The organism is Allosalinactinospora lopnorensis, from assembly GCF_000981225.1.
Classification (GTDB): Bacteria; Actinomycetota; Actinomycetes; order Streptosporangiales; family Streptosporangiaceae; genus Allosalinactinospora; species Allosalinactinospora lopnorensis.
Window position 1 is genome coordinate 110,991 of record NZ_LAJC01000001.1, and the last position, 17,392, is coordinate 128,382.

Below are 17,392 nucleotides of genomic sequence, written 5' to 3' on the forward strand. Positions count from 1 at the left end.
GGGTACGGCGACGGGCGTTCATTCCCGGACCGCCAACCCCGTTGTCCTCGGCGTGTACGAGGGGCTGACTCGCTCTCGTTTGGGATCGGGCCTCGGCCGTCGTGTACGCTTCCACGGTTGGCGCCGCGCGCCAACCTGCTCATCAGACCTCTCTCGGGTCGGTACACCGCGTGCGCGAAGGCATGCGGGCCCGAGCGCTTGAATGGAGTTACCGTGGCTTCCGTCTGCGACGTCTGCGGCAAGGGACCAGGGTTCGGTAACAGTGTTTCCCACTCGCACCGCCGCACCCGCCGCCGCTGGAATCCCAACATCCAGACCGTGCGCACGCGCGTGGGCGGAACGCCCAAGCGCCTGAGCGTGTGCACCTCGTGCATCAAGGCGGGCAAGGTCTCCCGCTGACCTTCCGGGCGGGCCGCCTTCCGCCCGCCGAAAAACGCCGTGCGGAGCGCTGCGGTACGGACACGAGCACCGTGTTCGCGCCGCGGCGCTCTTGCGCGTTCACACCGCGGGAATCCGCGGTCTCCGCCGCCGACCGCACCGATGGGACGGGTCACAGGGAGCAGGCGTCGCCGTTCAGCGAGCAACTGTCAGGGGTCTGGGCGGGCCCCTCCGCGGTGAAGTCGATGGTGGCCGCCTCTCCCGGAGCGAGCGGGTCCGTCCCCGGGGGGTGGCGCGCGACGATGCCGCCCTCCGTGGACTCCCAATTGGCATTCCTGAGGGAGGTCACCTGCGCGTTGGCGAAGCCAGGACGAGTTCCCAGTCCGCCAGTGCGCCGCGGGAGGTGTTGGTGACGGTGATCTGTCCGCTGAAGGCGCTGTCGGTGGAGTCGAGTACCTCGTAGGAGACCGTGGCGAGACCCGCCGGACTCCCGCCCTCCCCACCGGGCTGGGAGGAGTTCCCGGGGTCGGTCTGCTGATCCGGTGTCTCCTGGGGCGACGGCGACTCGGACTCTTCCTCTCCGGGAGAGGGCACCGCCCCCGCCCCCTGCTGTTCCGCGGGCGGCTCGTTGAAGCGCAGGTAGATCTGGGTGGTGCTGTACGCGAACAGCAGGAGGCCCAGCGCGACCCCGGAAACCAGCAGTACGGACAGCAGGCGCGGCGGTTCGACGCGCCGGGGCACGGTGCTCCCGAGTACCTGCCCGACGTTTCCCAGAGTTCCGGAGTTCTTCGGCTCGGCCCGGTGCGCGCCGCGCCGGTCGCCCCCGGGTCCGTCATGCCGCCCCATACTCCGCCCTCCGTCACGCTTCGTGTGCGATGGCGTTGTTCTCCGCCCCGCCGTCATCGTGGGTCCGATCTCCGACGACAATGTCCGATGCGCGTCAGCAGCTTAGCGTGATTTACCCCGTAAGACCGATTCTCTCTCACTGCGCCGGTGAGTGTTGGCTGTCCACTCCACCAATTCTGGATCATCCGAAATGGTCCCATCCGCCCGCGGGCACGGTCGAACCGTCAACCGTGACTCCGGTCCCCGCCGCGACGGTCCCGATCCGGCTCCACTCCAGGGGAAGCGCCACGTCGGGCGGGAAGGTCGCCGCGAGAGCGTGATCTTCGCCTCCCCCGAGCATGAAGTCGACGGGGTCGCGTACCGGCTTCCGGAACTCGGCCAGCCTTTCCACTGCCTCATATAGTTCGGGAACGGGGATCAGCGTGTCGGGGTTCAGATCGATCACCACCCCGCTGGCGCGCGAGATGTGCCCAAGGTCTTGTACCAGGCCGTCACTGATGTCGAGCATCGACGTCGCCCCGAGCCCGGCCGCCGCCGGCCCCTGTGCGTAGGGCGGGCGCGGCCGGAGGTGTTCCTCCAGGCATTTCCGCGGCCGGTCGAGCCCCGCGCCGAGGAGTTCCAGCCCGGCCGCGGAGAGTCCGAGGTTCCCGGTCACGGCGACGATGTCCCCCGGCCGCGCCCCGTCCCGCCGGACCGCGCGCTGCCCGGCCAGATCCCCCAGAGCGGTGATCGCGATCGTCAGGGTGTCGGAGGCGACGGTGTCCCCGCCGGCCACGGATCCGCCCGCGGCCGCGCATTCGTCCCTGATGCCGTCGGCGAACGCGTCGACCCAGGAGACCGGAAGCTCGGGAGGGGCGGCCAGACCGATCAGCAGAGCGGTCGGGCGGGCCCCCATGGCGGCGATGTCGGCGAAGTTCTGGGCGGCGGCCTTGTGCCCCACCTCACTCGGAGACGACCATTCGCGGCGGAAATGCCGCCCCTCGACGAGCACGTCGGTCGTGGCGACCACACGCCCGTCAGGGGCTCCGACGATCGCGGCGTCATCGCCCGGTCCGAGGATTACGTTGTCTGTACCGGGGAATCTGGCCGTAACACGCGCGATCAGCCCAAACTCACCCAGGTCCCCAATGGTCTGCAACACAGCCCTCAGGGTACGGTGACGATTTCGGCGCAGTGGTCTAGACCCGCGCTCATCGGTCGGCGACGATCACGCAAGTTCTCCAAAAGGGGTTTCACGGTGCAGGCATACATCTTGATCCAGACCGAAGTCGGCCGGACCACGGACGTCGCGAAGGAGATCTCCGCGATCGACGGAGTGATCCAGGCCGACGATGTCACGGGGCCCTACGATGTAATCGTGCGGGCACAGGCCGATGACGTCGACGCCCTCGGACGCCTGGTGGTGGCGAGGATCCAGCGGCTACGGGGAATCGCGCGAACGCTCACGTGCCCGATCGTGAACATCTGAGGCATAGGAGCTTCGACCCTGATGCGACGTTCGGCGATAGGCGGACTGCTGGCCGGAGTGACACTGATGGCGGGGTGCACCGCGACCGACGTCCAGGTGCCAGAGCCGACGCCGGGAGAGCAGGCGGCCGAGTTGTGCCGCACGCTGGTGGATGACGTTCCCCGCACGCTGTTCGGCGAGGCCGAGGTCTCGGAGCCCGGCTCCGACCTCGTCGCGGCGTGGGGCGATCCCGTGATCGCGCTGCGCTGCGGAGTGGACCGCCCGGACGCGCTGCGGCCGGACTCGGAGCTCATGGTGGTGAACGACGTCGCCTGGCTGCCGGAGCCCCCGGACGAGCCGAACCTGTACACCGCCGTGGGACACGAGGCCTACGTCGAGATGTCCATTCCGCCCGCCTACGGGGCGCCCGCCGAAGGTCTGGTGGAGATCAGCGACCTGATCAACGAGAACATCCCGGCGCTGCCCGGGGGGAAGCTCTGAGCGCCCGGTTCACCCGAGACCGTCGATCTCCTTCTCGGCCTCCTTCTCGCTGAGGGGAACACCGCCGGAACAGGCCCCGTCCGGTTCGGGGACGTCCGAACTCCGCTCGTGGACCTGGAGGAACTGGTCGAGACGCTCGTCGCCCGCGTCCTGGAGCGGAAGCTGCTTACCCCACGCCGAAGCGACGATGGGGGCGGGCATGTCGCCTTCGTACGGGCTGACCAGCACGAAGCTGCCGGGTGTATGGCGCGCCTCAAGCTGCTCGACCTGCTGGTCGTCGAGGCCGGGCTCGTAGGCGATCCACACCGCGCCGTGCTCCATGGAGTGCACCGCGAACTCGTTGAGGAGCGGCTCGGAGTAGACGTCGCAGTCCTGCCACGTGGCGAAGTGCTCCCCACCCACCGGAGGCGACTGCTCGTAGTCGACCCGCTCGGTCACGTGCCCCCGGGCGGTATCGTACTCCGCGAGCCCGTCGATGTTGCGGCGGTCGTAGTCGCGGTACCACAGGTAGGCGATCCCTCCGACGACCAGCACCACGGCCGCGACGCCGGCCACGATCTTGAGCACCTTGCGCCTGCGCGCCTCCTTGATGCGTTGGGTGCGTCTCTCCTCGGCCTTGTTGCGCCGCTGCTCCGCTGAGGTCTTGCCCACCGCGTCTCCCGTCGTCACTCATAGCCCACGGAACGAAAAAGCTTTCCTATGCTCTTACACGCGCGTGGAGAACGTCTATTCGACCAGGATTGGTTCCCATGGGACAGGAATACACCAATGGGACGGAAGAGGTCCCGACCGCCCGACCCGTCCTCACCCGCTCCACTCCCCTATGGATCGTAGCCGTACTCATCGTGGTCGCCCTGGGGGCGGGCTATCTGCTGGGGCGCCCCACCGTCCCGCTGGACAACAGCGCCGAGGCCGGTTTCCTGCGGGACATGAGCGCGCACCACTCGCAGGCGGTGGACATGTCGCTGATCATCCTGGAGAAGACGGACGAGCCGCGGCTCTCCGCGGTCGCCGCGGACATCACGCGCACCCAGCAGGCCCAGATCGGGCGGATGCAGGGGTGGCTGGCCCGGTGGGAGCTCGGCGCCCGCGGCCCGGAACCGCCGATGACCTGGATGGAGGGGCACGGGGGCCACGGGGGCGGCGAGGTCCCCGAGACGATGCCGGGGTGGGTCTCCGACGAGACCATGGCCGAGCTGCGGGACGCCGAGGACCGCGAGGCCGAGATCATCTTCCTTGAGGCGATGGTGGGGCACCACGTAGGCGGCATCGATATGGCCGAGGCCGCGGCGGTGCTGGCGGAGGAGCCGAAAGTCGTTCGCCTGGCGTCGGGCATGGCGGAGGCGCAGCAGAGTGAGATCGAGCTGATGCAGGACATGCTGGAGGAGCGCGGCGCCGACCCGGTCGAGATCGACTGACGCCCTCCCTCCGCCATCGCGGCGGATGCCCGCATCCCCTGCCGCGCCGGTGATGTACGCCTCTCCTGCCCCGCTCGACTTACTACACGCTGTAGAACTACAGTTTGTAGTACTACGCGTTGTCGGGCGGCTGGAGAGGCGAGCATGGAGGCACTGGACCTCGCACGGTGGCAGTTCGGGATCACGACCGTCTACCACTTCCTGTTCGTGCCGCTGACGATCGGCCTTTCGCTCATCGTCGCCGCCTTCCAGACCGCCTGGTACCGGACCGGCAGGCACGAGTACCTGCAGGCGACCAAGTTCTTCGGGAAGCTCTTCCTGATCAACTTCGCCATGGGAGTGGTCACCGGGATCGTGCAGGAGTTCCAGTTCGGCATGAACTGGAGCGAGTACTCGACGTTCGTGGGCGACGTGTTCGGCGCACCGCTGGCCATGGAGGCGCTGCTGGCGTTCTTCCTGGAGTCCACGTTCATCGGACTGTGGATCTTCGGCTGGGACCGGCTGCCCCGGAAGGTGCACCTCGGGTGCATCTGGGCGGTCGCGGTCGGCAGCAACCTCTCCGCCTACTTCATCCTCGCCGCGAACGCCTGGATGCGGCACCCGGTCGGCTACCAGGTCAACGAGACCACCGGGCGCGCCGAACTCACGAGCATCTGGGCGGTGCTCAGCAACGCCCAGGCCTGGTCGACCTACCTGCACGTGCTCAGCGCGTCCTTCATCACCGCCGGGCTGTTCGTGGCCGCGGTGAGCGCCTTCAAGCTGTGGCGGGGCAGGACGGCGGGGCAGGAGGGCCCCCTGCCCAACGGGGAGCACGAACTGTTCCGCAAGACGCTGCGGGCCGGCCTGATCGTCACCCTGATCGCCGGCGTCCTCGTCGTCTTCTCCGGCGACCACCAGGCCAAGCTGGCCGCGCAGTACGAGCCGATGAAGCTCGCCGGCGCCGAGGCGCTGTGGAACACCGAGGACGCGGCGGAGTTCTCGATGTTCGCGGTCGGCGACACCGAGGCCCGGGAGAACGTCGTCGACCTGAACATCCCCTACGTGCTGAGCTTCCTGGCGACCGGGGAGTTCGGCGGGACCGTCGAGGGCATCAACGACCTCCAGGCACAGTACGAGGAGGCCTACGGCCCCGGGGACTACACCCCCAACATCTTCGCCTTGTACTGGTCGTTCCGGCTGATGATCGGGCTCGGGCTGGCCGGTGTCGCGGTGGCGGTCCTCGGGCTGTGGCTGACACGCCGGAAGCGGCTCCCCGAGACCCGCTGGTTCTACTACGCCACGATGCTGGCGCTCCCCTCGGCGCTGCTCGCCAACATCCTCGGCTGGTTCCTGACCGAGATGGGCCGCCAGCCCTGGACGGTGCACGGGGTACTGCTCACCGCGGAGAGCGTCTCGCCCGGGGTGAGCCTCGCCGAGGTGGCGTTCACCCTCAGCCTGTTCACAGCGATCTACGGAGCACTGGCCGTCGTCGAGGGATGGTTGCTGTGGCGCTACGTCAAGGCAGGCCCCTCGCACGTGGTCCCCGCCAAGGAGGACGACGGCGAGGACGGCAGCGACAGTCCTGTTCCGGCGTTCGTCTACTAGGAGCCGACCACCATGGATCTCGTACTCATCTGGTTCCTCGCCATCGCGGTGCTGTGGACCGGCTACTTCGTCCTCGAAGGCTTCGACTTCGGCGTCGGGATGCTGCTTCCGGTGATCGGCAGGGACGACACCGACCGGCGCGTCATGATCAACTCGATCGGGCCGGTCTGGGATGGTAACGAGGTGTGGGTGATCACCGCGGTCGGCGCGACGTTCGCCGCGTTCCCCGCCTGGTACGCCTCCATGCTCAGCGGTTTCTACCTGCCCGTGTTCCTCATCCTGCTGGCGCTGATCGTGCGCGGGCTGGCCTTCGAGTACCGCGGCAAGGGCGACACCGACCGCTGGCGCTCCTGGTGGGACCGGGCCATCTTCTACGGCAGCGCGATCCCCGCCCTGCTGTGGGGCGTCATCTTCGCCAACCTGGTGCGCGGGCTGGCCATGGACGCCGACCACATCGTCACCGCCAGCCTGTTCGACCTGTTCACCCCGTACGCCATGCTGGGCGGGGTGATGACACTGTCCCTGTTCGCCCTGCACGGCGCGGTGTTCCTCACCTTGAAGACCGGGGGCGAGGTCCGGGCCCGCGCCCGCGCCTCGGTCGCCGCCACGGCCGCCGTCGCGATCCCCACCACCGTGGTGTTCCTGGTGTGGACGCAGGCCGCGCACGGGGCGCCGTGGACGGCGCCGATCGTGGCCATCGCCGCCCTCGGGCTGGTCGCCGGCGTCGTGCTCGCGGCGAAGCGCCGGGAGGGCTGGTCCTTCGCCGCCACGGCGGTCACCGTCGGCGCGGTCTCCACCACCCTGTTCGGGTCGCTGTTCCCCGACGTGCTGCCGTCGACGACGGACCCCGCCCACAGCCTGACGATCCGCAACGCCGCGTCCGCCCCGTATACGCTCACCGTCATGACGTGGCTGGCGGTGGTCTTCCTCCCGCTCGTCCTCGGTTACCAGGCCTGGAGCTACTGGGTGTTCCGCAGGCGCGTCACCCGGGAGCACATCGAGCCGACTCCCTCCTACGGCGGCGGCGCCGAGGCCGGCCCGCCGCCGAGCGTCCACTAGTGCCCACCGAGGAGGGACGACTTTTTCGGATGAAGCCCCTTGATCCGCGACTGGTGCGCACCGCACAGGCGGTACGGGTACATCTGGTCGTCACGGTGCTCAGCGGCGTGGCGATCACCGTCCTCGTGCTCGCGCAAGCCTGGCTGCTGGCGCACGTCATCGCCGGGGCCACCCGCGGGATGGGATTGGACGAACTGTCGTGGGCGATCACGGCCGTCGCCGGGGTCGCGATCGCCCGGGGGGTGCTCGCCTACGGGGCCGAGACAGCGGCCCTGCGCTCCGCGGCACGGGCGAAATCCCAGCTCCGCCGCAGGCTGCTCGCCCATGTGACGGGCACTCGGGCGGCCGAGGAGGAAGGTCTCCCGGAGAGTCCGGGACGCGGAGCGGTCTGGTTGTCAGGGCAGACCGGCTCCGATCAGGGGACGGGCACCCCGCGCGCCGGTGAACTGGTCACTCTCGCCACACGTGGCCTGGACGCGCTGGATGACTACTTCGCCCGGTATCTCCCGCAGCTGGTGCTGGCGGTGCTCGTCCCCATCTCGGTACTCGTCGTCGTCACCAGGGCCGACTGGATCTCGGGGATCATAATCGCGGTGACGCTGCCGCTGATCCCGATCTTCATGGCACTGGTCGGCCGGCACACCCAGGCCCGCACGCAGCGCCAGTGGCGGCTGCTCAACCGCCTCGGCGGGCACTTCCTCGACGTGGTCGAGGGGCTGCCCACCCTCGCGGTCTTCCGCCGCGCCAAGGCCCAGGCGGCCATCATCCGCCGGATCACCGACGAGCACCGGCGCACCACCATGTCGACGCTGCGTATCGCGTTCCTCTCGGCGTTCGTCCTGGAGCTGCTCGCCACCCTCGCGGTGGCGCTGGTCGCGGTGGAGATCGGCATCCGGCTGATGTACGGGATACTGGACTACGAGACCGCGCTGCTGGTGCTGATCCTGGCCCCCGAGGCCTACCTGCCGCTGCGGGAGGTGGGCGCCCGCTTCCACGCCAGCATGGAAGGGGTCGCGGTGGCGGAGCAGGTGTTCCGCGTCCTCGATGAGCGGGCCGAGGAGGCGCGCGCCCGCCCCGGGGAACGCGGCGAGGACCCGACCACTCCGGTACCGATCGGCGCCCACAGGGCGCCGCGGATCCGCCTGGACGGCGTGGGACTCGTCTACCCGGACCGCGAGGCCCCGGCGCTGCGCGACGCGGCACTGCTCGTCGAACCGGGGCGGAGCCTGCTGCTCACCGGACCCAGCGGATCCGGCAAGAGCTCGATACTGTCGCTGCTGCTGCGGTTCACCGAACCCACCTCCGGGCGGATCCTGGTCCAGGAGATCCCGGAACCGGCGGCCGGCGGCACCACTGAAGCGGGCGGGGAAGGCCCGCCGGAGGGCCCGACCGGCGCGGACGGGTGGGTGCCGCTCTCGGCGATCCCGCCCGACGAATGGCGGCGCCGGATCGCCTGGGTGCCGCAGCACCCCTACCTCTTCGACGACAGCGTCGCCGGCAACATCCGGTTGGGGGATCCGGAGGCGAGCCTCGAAGCCGTCCGGCGCGCCGCCGCGCGGGCGGAGGCCGACGCGTTCATCCGCGCACTCCCCGAGAGCTACGACACCCGCATCGGCGAGCGCGGGACCCGGCTCTCGGCCGGGCAGCGCCAGCGGATCGCACTGGCCCGCGCGTTCCTGCGCGATGCGCCGATCGTGCTGCTCGACGAGCCGACGGCCCACCTGGACCCGGAGAACGCCGCGGCGATCCGGACCGCCGCCGCACGGCTGGTGCGGGGGCGCACCGGCATCATCGTCGCGCACGACACCGGATGGGCCGACCTCGCGGACGAGGTCGTGCGGGTCGAGGCCGGCCGGACCACAACGGAGGTGCCTTCATGACCCGGGCGCCCGCCACGCCCTCGCCGGCCCCTGCCGACCCCGCGGGGCGCGCACGCGATCCGCTCCGGCGCATGATCGCGCTGGCGTGGCCGCGCGGTACGCGCTTCGCCCTGGGGGTCCTCCTCGGTGCCGCCGCGACCGGTTCCGGGGTCGCGCTGCTGGCGGTGGCCGCGTGGCTGCTGGCCAAGGCCGCCGAGCACCCGCCATCACGGCGCTGAGCATCGCTGTGGTGGCCACCCGCGCCCTGGGGATCTCCCGCGGCGTCGCCCGCTACCTGGAGCGGCTGGTGACGCACGACGCCGCGTTCCGCACGCTGGCCGATGTCCGGGTCCGCGTCTACGAGCGGCTGGCGCGCACGGAACCTGTTCGCAAATTCCGTTCCGGTGACCTGGTCTCCCGGCTGGTCAGCGACACCGACGCCACGCAGGACCTGCTCATCCGGGGGTTGACCCCGCCGCTGGCCGCGCTGCTGACCGGCGGAGCCGCGGTCGCGTTCTGCACCTTGCTGTTCCTTCCGGGCGGGCTGGTGCTGGGGGCCGGACTGCTGCTCGCGGGCCTGGCCGTCCCCTTCGCGGCGGCCGTGCTCGGCAGGGGGCCCGGCCGGCGCCAGGCCGCGGTCCGCGGCGAGCTCGCCACGTCGCTGGTGGACACCCTCTACGGCGCTCCCGACCTGGTCGCCTACGGCGCCATGGACCGCGCCGTGCGGCGAGTCGAGCAGGCCGACGACGAACTGACCCGCGTCGCCCAGCGCGACGCGACGCTGCTCGGGTTCGGCGCCGGAGCGACCACCCTGATCACCGGCGTGACCGTGTGGGCGGCGCTGCTGCTGGGAGTGGCCGCGGTCGAGGGCGGCGCGCTCGGCGCGATCTCCCTCGCGGTGCTCGTGCTGACCACACTCGCCGCCTTCGAGATCGTGGCGCCCCTCCCCGCGGTGGCGGCGCGCCTGGGCTCGCTGCGCGCGAGCGGCGAGCGGCTGTTCGACGTGCTGGACACACCGCCGATGACCGCACCGCCGACCGAGCCGGGACCGCTGGAGCCGGACGGCACCGGGCTGCGCGTGCGCTCGCTGCGGGTCCGCTACGGCCCGGACGAGCCACGGGCGCTGGACGGCGTGGACATCGACGTTGCCCCGAGCCGGACCGTCGCCGTGTTGGGGCCCAGCGGCGCCGGGAAGAGCACGCTCGCCTCCGTGCTGCTGCGTTTCCGCGACCCCGAGTCCGGAACGGTCGAGCTCGGCGGCACCCACATCGCCGCGTACCCGGCGGACGAGGCGCGGCGGTTCATCACCGGTGTTCCGCAGGACCCGCACATCTTCACCAGCACGCTCCGGGAGAACCTGCGGCTCGCCGCCCCGTCCTGTTCCGACGAGGACCTCTGGGAGGCGCTGCGGCGCGCCCGGCTGGACCACGAGGTGGCGGCGATGCCCGCGGGTCTGGACACGGAGGTGGGCGCGCACGGCATGCGGCTGAGCGGCGGCATGCGGCAGCGCCTCGCGCTGGCCCGCGCACTGCTCGCCGCACCCCGGATCCTGGTGCTGGACGAACCGACGGCCCACCTCGATCCGGACACCCGCGACGAGGTGATCACCGACCTGCTCGCGGCCGCCGAGGGGTACTCCACGCTGCTGATCACGCACGACCTGACCGGGCTGGAGCAGGTGGACGAAATCCACGTGCTCTCCGAAGGCCGGATCCTGCAACGGGGAACCCACGCCGACCTGCTCGCCCAGGACGGCTGGTACCGCGACGCCGCGGTGCGGGGGTCGTGGGATTCCGGGGCGTGACCCCGGCGGAACGGTTTCACCGGAGCTGAGGCTGCCCCGTCCCAGAGAGCGGATCAGGGCGTGGCCTCGGCCATGACCTCGGCAACGGTCTCGATGAGCTCCTCACGGTCCTCCTGGGCGGCCTGGCGCAGGTACCCGCCCACCTCCACCAGGTCGACGGTGCTGTTCTGCGGGCTTTCGGAGCCCTCCCGGGGGGACCGGATGACGTTGGCGTTCGTCCTGCCGGAGAGATCAGCACGAACTTCGAAAGCCTCCCCCGCCTCCACTCCCACGTTCCTCGCCGCTTCTTCCGTCACTATCCGCGTCACCACGAGATCACCTTCCCATGCGCAGACGTAGTAGTCAGGAGAAGGGTCGGAAGGAGGGGGAGAATCCGGGTCGCATCCGAGGTAACCGGTGAAGGACTCGCCCGACTCGACTACCACGCGTCGGTCGGCGCCGTCCGCGTAGGTGATCCTTACGTGCTCCCTGGTCTCCCCACCGCTGACGATGAGGTCCTGTGGTTCCCACCCACCGCCGTCCAGAACGGCGAACTCTCCCTCGTAGGCATCCACCTGTCGCTGCACATAGCGCTGGTGCGGATTCTGGCATCCGCCCAGCGCGGGCGCGCTGAGGAAGAGGACCAGCAGCACGGCAGAGGGCCGTAGCCGCCTGGACGACGCAGACGGTCTTTTGCGGGCCCCTCCGGCAAGGGGTGCGGTACCAGTACGCATGCGGGCAATCCAATCCGACGTGTCCGGTTACCGGAAGAGCCGACCGGGGTCCGGGAGCCGCTATCGTCGGTCAGCGTGAGTAATCCCGTTACCGAAGCCTTCGGCGGCACTGCTGTGCTGCTGCGCGGCTTCGCCACCGTGCTGCGGCGGCCGAAACTGTTCCTGCTCGGGGCCCTCCCCCCGCTCGTCACGTCGGTACTGTTCCTGGCGGCGCTCATCGCACTGCTGGTGAACATCGACGACATCGCCGCGTGGATGACGCCGTTCGCCGACGGGTGGGCCCCGGAGTGGAGCACCGCACTGCGCGTTGCCCTGGGACTCGCGGTCGTGGCCGGTTCGGTGCTCGTCATGGTCGTCGGCTTCACCGGGATCACCCTCGCCCTGGGCGCCCCGCTCTACGACAAGATCGCCGAGGAGGTCGAGCACGAGCTGGGCGACGCCCCGCCCGAGGCCGATGAGCCGTTCGCCGCGTCGATCGCGCGCGGGATCCGGCAGTCGCTGACCCTGGTGCTGATCTCGGTGGCGGTGACGGTCCTGCTGTTTTTGGCCGGGTTCCTCCCGCTGGTCGGGCAGACCCTGGTGCCGGTCGTGGCGGTGCTCGTCGGCGGCTGGCTGCTCGGTACCGAACTGGTCGGCGCGGCCTTCGACCGGCGCGGCATGCGCCGACTGTGCGACCGCCGCCGCCACATGGCCACTCGCCGGGTCCGGACGCTGGGCTTCGCCGTCCCCTGCTACCTGCTGCTGGCCATCCCGTTCGTGGCCGTCGCGGTGTTCCCGGCCGCTGCCGCGGGCGGCACCATCCTGGCCCGGCAACTGCTGCCGCCGGCGCAGCCCGCACACTGACGCCACAGGCCCTCGGCGATCAGTATCGCCACATCCACCACACGGAACCGCAGGGAATTCCTCAGAATTGATGGTTTGGGGGCACAGGGCTGCTAGAAATATCCCGTGCGGCTCCCCCTGTCAAAAAACCAGATCGGCGAGCTTGGCCGAAGACTGATCCACGCGGAGACTCCAGCGGCCGAGGATATCGCCGCTCTCAACGAACTCCTGCTGGTCTACTCGGACCTGCTGTTGGAGACGGTCGAGCGGGTGTCCACCAACCTCGGTCTTGAACCCACCTACCGCACCAAAACCAAGGACACCATCCTTGAGAAACTGGCTAGAGGGGGTGGGCGTTGGCTCCGCGATGTTCAGGATCTCGCCGGCATGCGACTGGTCTGTGACATGAGCCTCATAGAACAGGACGCACTCGCCGACCGTATTCTGGAGTTGTTCTCCAACGCCCCGAAAGAGGCACGACTCATTGACCGGCGGCACAACCCGAGCCATGGCTATCGGACACTGCACGTAATCGCCTACCCATACGGCATTCCGGTTGAGATCCAGCTCCGCACCCGCCTACAACACGAATGGGCGGAAACCTTCGAGAGGTACGCCGACGTGGTAGGGCGCGGCGTCCGCTATGGGGAGGAACCCTCTCATGTGGTGATGCACGACGGCGCGAACGAAAGGTGGCTCCTCGCCGGCCGGACCGAGACACGCGTGATCGAGGAGGAGAGCCAGGCCGGAGTCAGCAGAGCAGCCGGCGACAGCCTGCAGAACCTCTCGCGCTTGATCACTCAGCACGAGCACAGGCGGTGTGCGGATGATAACCGCGCCGACATCGCTCGCGCGGAAGCCGAGATCCAGTGGACACTGCGAAGCTTCCAGGATGGTTTTGCGAGCCTGGTCCGAGCACTACGCGGAAGGTATGGTGGCTAGGTGGTGAACTTCCTGCTGGTCTATGACCGCACGCGAGGCGAGATCCTCCGTGAGGAGGAGTTCAGCGATGCCCGCGAGGCGATGGAAGCGCGCTTCGCCGCCGAAGCGGACCACCAGGGCCGTGATGTCGAGGTCATCGTGCTCGGTGCCCGGTCCCGCGACGATCTCCTCCGCACCCACGGACGGTACTTCTACACGATGGATCAGCTCATCGACCGGTTCTCCGCGTCGGTACGCGCCGCGACCGCCTGAAAGGCGCAGGCCGCGTTCAGTCGTTGGTGGGTGGTCTGGCCAGCCCACCCACCAGAAAGCGCATCCAACCGAAACCAGGCCGCGCCCGCTGTTTGAGACGTACCAGCGCCGACCGTGCGGATCCCGGGCACACACCCCACCGACTGATGTAGAAGCGTTAACGGGTGTCTCTCGGCTACAGCCGGTCGGTTTTCACATCAGCGAGGAACGCCGCCCACGCCGGCACCGCGAAGCCCAAGTGCCCCAACTCCCGATGCTGCGTGTCCCGTACCAGCACCGAGCGCGAAGCCTCGGCGATCTCGACGTAGGCCCCGGCGTTGCCGCCGCTGTAGCTGGACGTGCGCCAGGTCTCAGCGACCTCGACACAGGCCCCGCCGGTGTCGTTACTGTAGCTGGACGTGCGCCAGATCAGCTCATGGGCGATCATGAGAATTCTCCGGCCTTGATCGCCTTGATGAAGGCTTTCCATTCCGCAACCGAAACCGACAGGCGCCCCAACTCCCGGTTCTGGGTATCTCGGACTTCCACGGCCTGGGGAGACTCCGCGGTCTCCAGGCAGTTCTGGTGGGTTGCTCCGCTGTAACTCGACTTCCGCCAGACCTGCTCACCCATGGTTCAACCTCTCCGTCTCTTCCCGGATCAGCTGCAGTGAGTCTTCGGGCGACAAAGCCACGGCGCGTAGATCACTCAACAGCACCCGGAACTTTTGCACCTGGTCCGGATCGTCGATGATCCGCCCAGCGTACGCAGACTCCGCATACACGACATCTGGTGCCCCTGCGGACGATAGCAGCATAAATGGGCCTATTAACCCGGGATGACACCAGGGTCGAACTACCTGAACATCGATGCGCTCCCTCTCAGCCAACCCTGCGACGTGTTCCAGTTGTTTGGTGAGCAGCTCGGGCCTTCCGTGGTGGTAGGTCACGACGCTCGCAGGGATGACCAGTCGGTACACCGGAGCGTGAGAATCCGCGAACCGCTGTGCGCGTACAAGTCTGGTCTTGACCGTTTCCTCTATTTCGTTGGGAGCAGCCCAAGGAGTCGTGGTCCGGGCCACCGCCCGGGCGTAGTCCTCGGTCTGGATGAGGGCGGGGAACAGAACCGTATGCGTCTCCATGATCGAGGTGGCGCGGCGCTCCACTTCTTCCAGGTCGTCGAGCCAGACCGGTTCTCCGTCACCGGTCAGGGTCGCCCATAGCCGCTCTAGGCGTCCCTCTGCGCGTAGGACCCGGTCCAGGTCGGCGACCAACCGAAGGTCCGGCGTGCGCTTCCCGTTCTCGACGTTTCCTATATGTCCGTGGCTGACTCCCACTTCTTTTGCGACTCGGGCTTGCGTGTATCGGGCTATGCGCCGCAGCCGACTCATCTCACGGCCGAAGCGCACATTGATTTCCTGTTGCTGGTGACCCATGCCGTCATGAGACCACAAAACACGTCAAGCGCAGTCGGTTTTCCCCAAGATATCTCGCCAGCCATACAGACACGTTTTTCTGACCTGTTAGCCGTCATTCTGGGGAGAGTTAGCAAGACCCCGGCGAGTGCGCTAACACTCCCGGGGCGTGGCCACCGACTGACAAGGAGTCGATGACATGGCAAACCCTATCGGGGCGGACCCCCGGTTCCGGCGCCCTGGCCCCTCTCGGGTGCGGCCCTATGTGCTGCGGCCCGTATCGGGGGTGGCCCGGTGAGCGTGGCGTTTACCTCTTTCCCCGGGGTTCTGGAAAACGTCTCGGCCGCGCGGCGGTTCGTGGCCGGGGCGTTGCGCATCGCCCCCGCCGTCACGGTGCCCGCTGAGGTGGTGGAGAAGGCCGAGGTGATCGCCTCCGAGCTGTGCACCAACGCCATCGTGCACACCCGCAGCGGCGATCCGGGTCGCACCTTCCACCTGCGCGTCCAGGTGGACACCCACGGCGTGCGGGGCGAGGTCCGCACCCGGCTGCCGCGGCGGCTGTCCTCGGTGCCCCGCCTGGTGGCGGCCGCCCCCTGGGCGGAGTCCGGGCGCGGCCTGCACCTGGTGGACGCGCTGGCCACCACATGGGGCACCCTCACCCCCGTGGAAGAGGGCACCTTCTTCCTCCTGCAGTGGCTACCCGAACAGCAGACCACACCCCACCGCGCCAAACCCCTCGGCGCGGTGTAACAGAGAGGTCCACCCGTCGATCTTGACGAAAACGTTCCCTCAAATGCGAATGAAGGAACCAAATCCTCAAGATCGGCGGGGAAATCCCCACGAATCGGACACACTGACGACCACGCCCCCACGCCCCCACACCAGCCACGAGCGGCGGCGAGGGTGGACGGATCTGGTCACGCAGAGCGCATCGCGGCGGGAGACCGGGGGCCGACAAGCTTGATGGGCGCGGTGCGGGCCCTTGGGCTCCACCGCGTTTTTCCTGCACCCGGCCCCCGGTCTTAGGGACCCGCCGCGAGGAGCGAACGTGGACAGATCCGGCACGCCCGCCCCACCACCACACACCCAAACCCCGCGAGCGGACACGACCAACCACCAAACAAGGCCCCCACCACGACCCCACCCACTGACATAGAAACGTCGGCGGGGTCCTGGCGGCGGGACTCCTAGCGCAGGCCCGGTTCGCGGCGCAGGGCGGTCTGGATCAGCCGCTCCACCAGGTCGCCGTACTCGATCCCCGTGGCGGCCCACATCTGCGGGAAGGCCGAGCTTGGGGTGAAGCCGGGAAGCGTGTTGATCTCGTTGACGTAGATCTCCCCGTCGGCGCCGTAGAAGAAGTCCACGCGGGCCAACCCCTCGCATCCCAGGGCGTCGAACGTGTGGCCGGCCAGCCGGTGGATCTCGGCGACCACATCCGTGGACAGCTCCGCCGGGATGGTGAGGCTGCTGGTCGAGAGGTACTTGGCCTCGAAGTCGTAGAAGTCGAACCCGTCGGCCACGTGGATCTCCGCGGGCAGCGACACATCGGGGGGACCGCCGTCCACCGCCTCCAGAACCCCGCACTCGATCTCGCGGCCCTCGATCCCGGATTCGACGAGGACCTTCGGGTCGTGCTCGCGCGCCGCCTCCACCGCGGCGACGACCGCGTCGGTGTCGCACGCGTCGGCCACCTTGGTGATGCCGACGCTGCTGCCGGCGCGCGCCGGCTTCACGAACACCACGCCGCCCAGCGCCTCGATGTCGTCGAGGACCCGCTTGCGCTCCCGCCGCCACTGGCGGTCGGTGACCGGCACGTAGCTGCCGGTCCTGATGCCGTTCCCCGCCAGGAGCGCCTTCATGAAGACCTTGTCCATGGAGGCGGCGCTCGCGAAGACCCCCGCTCCGGCGTAGCGGGCGCCCATCATCTCGAACAGCCCCTGGATGGTGCCGTCCTCGCCGAAGGGGCCGTGCAGCAGCGGCAGGATGACATCCACCTCGCCGAGTCGCCGCGGGATCTCGCCGGGCTCGACCACCAGCAGGTTGGCGGCGGCGTCGAACGGCAGCGCGAGTTCGGCGCCCGTCTCCTGCACGGTGGGCAGCTCCCCGTCGGTGATCGCCAGGCGCTCGGGGTCCCCGGAGGTGAGCACCCACCTGCTGTCCCGGGTGATCCCGATGGGCACGATCTCATAGCGGTCGGTGTCGATCACGGAGAGCACGCTGCCCGCGGTGACACAGGAGATCTCGTGTTCGGAACTGCGTCCGCCGAAGACCACGGCGACTCGAATCTTTCGCTGCTCGGCCATGCTGCCCGACCCTATCTCGCCTCCGCCCGGTTTTCGGCCCCGGACAGGCGCGTCCGGTGCGATCCGGACGT

20 protein-coding genes and 1 pseudogene are annotated in these 17,392 nt (G+C 69.1%); 12 read left to right on the forward strand and 9 right to left on the reverse strand.

All coding sequences use genetic code 11. The features are described 5' to 3' along the window. Window positions 1-213 precede the first annotated feature (213 nt). Window positions 214-399, forward strand: a complete 186-nt coding sequence (gene rpmB / locus VS93_RS00500) for a 50S ribosomal protein L28 (protein ID WP_046468046.1) — start codon at window positions 214-216, stop codon at window positions 397-399. 151 nt (window positions 400-550) lie between these two features. On the opposite strand, the gene VS93_RS32785 is transcribed toward rpmB, so the two are convergent. The 3 genes from VS93_RS32785 to VS93_RS00510 all read right to left on the reverse strand — a co-directional run bounded on the left by VS93_RS32785 (window position 551) and on the right by VS93_RS00510 (window position 2,365). Next, the gene (locus VS93_RS32785) at window positions 551-727 is read right to left on the reverse strand and encodes a hypothetical protein (protein WP_338022653.1); all 177 of its coding nucleotides are present in this window, start codon (window positions 725-727) and stop codon (window positions 551-553) included. Then, complete coding sequence (locus VS93_RS00505; RefSeq protein WP_338022654.1) at window positions 724-1,224, reverse strand: cellulose-binding protein; 501 nt, start codon at window positions 1,222-1,224, stop codon at window positions 724-726. Before VS93_RS00505 ends, VS93_RS32785 begins: the two co-directional genes overlap by 4 nt. Window positions 1,225-1,405: 181 nt before the next feature. Beyond that, window positions 1,406-2,365 carry a thiamine-phosphate kinase gene (locus VS93_RS00510; RefSeq protein ID WP_156184628.1) on the reverse strand — a complete coding sequence of 320 codons (960 nt, stop codon included), beginning with the start codon at window positions 2,363-2,365 and terminating at the stop codon, window positions 1,406-1,408. 96 nt (window positions 2,366-2,461) lie between these two features. Here VS93_RS00510 and VS93_RS00515 point away from each other — a divergent pair, with 96 nt between their 5' ends. Together VS93_RS00515 and VS93_RS00520 are read left to right on the forward strand one after the other, a co-directional pair. Further along, the gene (locus VS93_RS00515; protein ID WP_046468047.1) at window positions 2,462-2,692 is read left to right on the forward strand and encodes an Lrp/AsnC ligand binding domain-containing protein; all 231 of its coding nucleotides are present in this window, start codon (window positions 2,462-2,464) and stop codon (window positions 2,690-2,692) included. 21 nt (window positions 2,693-2,713) lie between these two features. Further along, window positions 2,714-3,172: a DUF3515 domain-containing protein gene (locus tag VS93_RS00520; RefSeq protein WP_046468048.1), complete on the forward strand. Its 459-nt coding sequence runs from the start codon at window positions 2,714-2,716 to the stop codon at window positions 3,170-3,172. A gap of 9 nt (window positions 3,173-3,181) precedes the next feature. On the opposite strand, the gene VS93_RS00525 is transcribed toward VS93_RS00520, so the two are convergent. Next, entirely contained in the window at window positions 3,182-3,823 is a 642-nt protein-coding gene (locus tag VS93_RS00525; protein ID WP_046468138.1) for a DUF3105 domain-containing protein, read from the reverse strand. Between the two features lie 98 nt (window positions 3,824-3,921). Here VS93_RS00525 and VS93_RS00530 point away from each other — a divergent pair, with 98 nt between their 5' ends. The 5 genes and pseudogenes from VS93_RS00530 to cydC all read left to right on the forward strand — a co-directional run bounded on the left by VS93_RS00530 (window position 3,922) and on the right by cydC (window position 10,896). Continuing rightward, window positions 3,922-4,590 (forward strand): DUF305 domain-containing protein, encoded by a 669-nt coding sequence (locus VS93_RS00530; protein ID WP_046468049.1) that lies wholly within the window; start codon window positions 3,922-3,924, stop codon window positions 4,588-4,590. Window positions 4,591-4,734: 144 nt separating this feature from the next. Further along, entirely contained in the window at window positions 4,735-6,174 is a 1,440-nt protein-coding gene (locus VS93_RS00535; protein ID WP_046468050.1) for a cytochrome ubiquinol oxidase subunit I, read from the forward strand. A gap of 12 nt (window positions 6,175-6,186) precedes the next feature. Continuing rightward, window positions 6,187-7,233, forward strand: coding sequence for a cytochrome d ubiquinol oxidase subunit II (gene cydB, locus VS93_RS00540; RefSeq protein ID WP_046468051.1), 1,047 nt, complete (start codon window positions 6,187-6,189; stop codon window positions 7,231-7,233). A 29-nt stretch (window positions 7,234-7,262) separates the two neighbouring features. After that, on the forward strand, window positions 7,263-9,113 hold the full coding sequence (gene cydD, locus VS93_RS00545; RefSeq protein ID WP_046468052.1) for a thiol reductant ABC exporter subunit CydD: 1,851 nt from the start codon (window positions 7,263-7,265) through the stop codon (window positions 9,111-9,113). Next, a pseudogene (gene cydC / locus VS93_RS00550) lies at window positions 9,110-10,896 on the forward strand (thiol reductant ABC exporter subunit CydC). The gene cydD and the pseudogene cydC overlap by 4 nt, the downstream one beginning before the upstream one ends. Window positions 10,897-10,949: 53 nt before the next feature. Here cydC and VS93_RS00555 read toward each other — a convergent pair. Next, complete coding sequence (locus VS93_RS00555) at window positions 10,950-11,528, reverse strand: hypothetical protein (protein ID WP_046468053.1); 579 nt, start codon at window positions 11,526-11,528, stop codon at window positions 10,950-10,952. 156 nt (window positions 11,529-11,684) lie between these two features. Here VS93_RS00555 and VS93_RS00560 point away from each other — a divergent pair, with 156 nt between their 5' ends. The 3 genes from VS93_RS00560 (at window position 11,685) to VS93_RS00570 (ending at window position 13,625) form a co-directional block, all read left to right on the forward strand. Further along, on the forward strand, window positions 11,685-12,452 hold the full coding sequence (locus VS93_RS00560) for an EI24 domain-containing protein (protein WP_046468054.1): 768 nt from the start codon (window positions 11,685-11,687) through the stop codon (window positions 12,450-12,452). Between the two features lie 105 nt (window positions 12,453-12,557). Further along, window positions 12,558-13,373 carry a nucleotidyltransferase family protein gene (locus tag VS93_RS26560; RefSeq protein WP_052745433.1) on the forward strand — a complete coding sequence of 272 codons (816 nt, stop codon included), beginning with the start codon at window positions 12,558-12,560 and terminating at the stop codon, window positions 13,371-13,373. A gap of 3 nt (window positions 13,374-13,376) precedes the next feature. After that, window positions 13,377-13,625 carry a hypothetical protein gene (locus VS93_RS00570; RefSeq protein WP_156184629.1) on the forward strand — a complete coding sequence of 83 codons (249 nt, stop codon included), beginning with the start codon at window positions 13,377-13,379 and terminating at the stop codon, window positions 13,623-13,625. Window positions 13,626-13,800: 175 nt separating this feature from the next. Here VS93_RS00570 and VS93_RS00575 read toward each other — a convergent pair whose 3' ends face one another. Genes VS93_RS00575 through VS93_RS00585 form a run of 3 tightly spaced genes read right to left on the reverse strand, consistent with a single transcriptional unit; the run spans window position 13,801 to window position 15,039 of the window. Continuing rightward, complete coding sequence (locus VS93_RS00575) at window positions 13,801-14,052, reverse strand: DUF397 domain-containing protein (RefSeq protein WP_046468056.1); 252 nt, start codon at window positions 14,050-14,052, stop codon at window positions 13,801-13,803. Beyond that, window positions 14,049-14,237, reverse strand: coding sequence for a DUF397 domain-containing protein (locus tag VS93_RS00580; RefSeq protein WP_046468057.1), 189 nt, complete (start codon window positions 14,235-14,237; stop codon window positions 14,049-14,051). Before VS93_RS00580 ends, VS93_RS00575 begins: the two co-directional genes overlap by 4 nt. Then, window positions 14,230-15,039, reverse strand: a complete 810-nt coding sequence (locus VS93_RS00585; protein ID WP_046468058.1) for a helix-turn-helix domain-containing protein — start codon at window positions 15,037-15,039, stop codon at window positions 14,230-14,232. The genes VS93_RS00580 and VS93_RS00585 overlap by 8 nt, the downstream gene beginning before the upstream one ends. A 273-nt stretch (window positions 15,040-15,312) precedes the next feature. Between VS93_RS00585 and VS93_RS00590 the strand changes: the two genes are divergently transcribed. Then, window positions 15,313-15,768: an ATP-binding protein gene (locus VS93_RS00590; protein WP_046468059.1), complete on the forward strand. Its 456-nt coding sequence runs from the start codon at window positions 15,313-15,315 to the stop codon at window positions 15,766-15,768. 437 nt (window positions 15,769-16,205) lie between these two features. Here the strand turns inward: VS93_RS00590 and VS93_RS00595 are convergent, their stop codons facing one another. Next, window positions 16,206-17,321, reverse strand: coding sequence for a D-alanine--D-alanine ligase family protein (locus tag VS93_RS00595; RefSeq protein ID WP_046468060.1), 1,116 nt, complete (start codon window positions 17,319-17,321; stop codon window positions 16,206-16,208). Window positions 17,322-17,392: the final 71 nt, after the last annotated feature.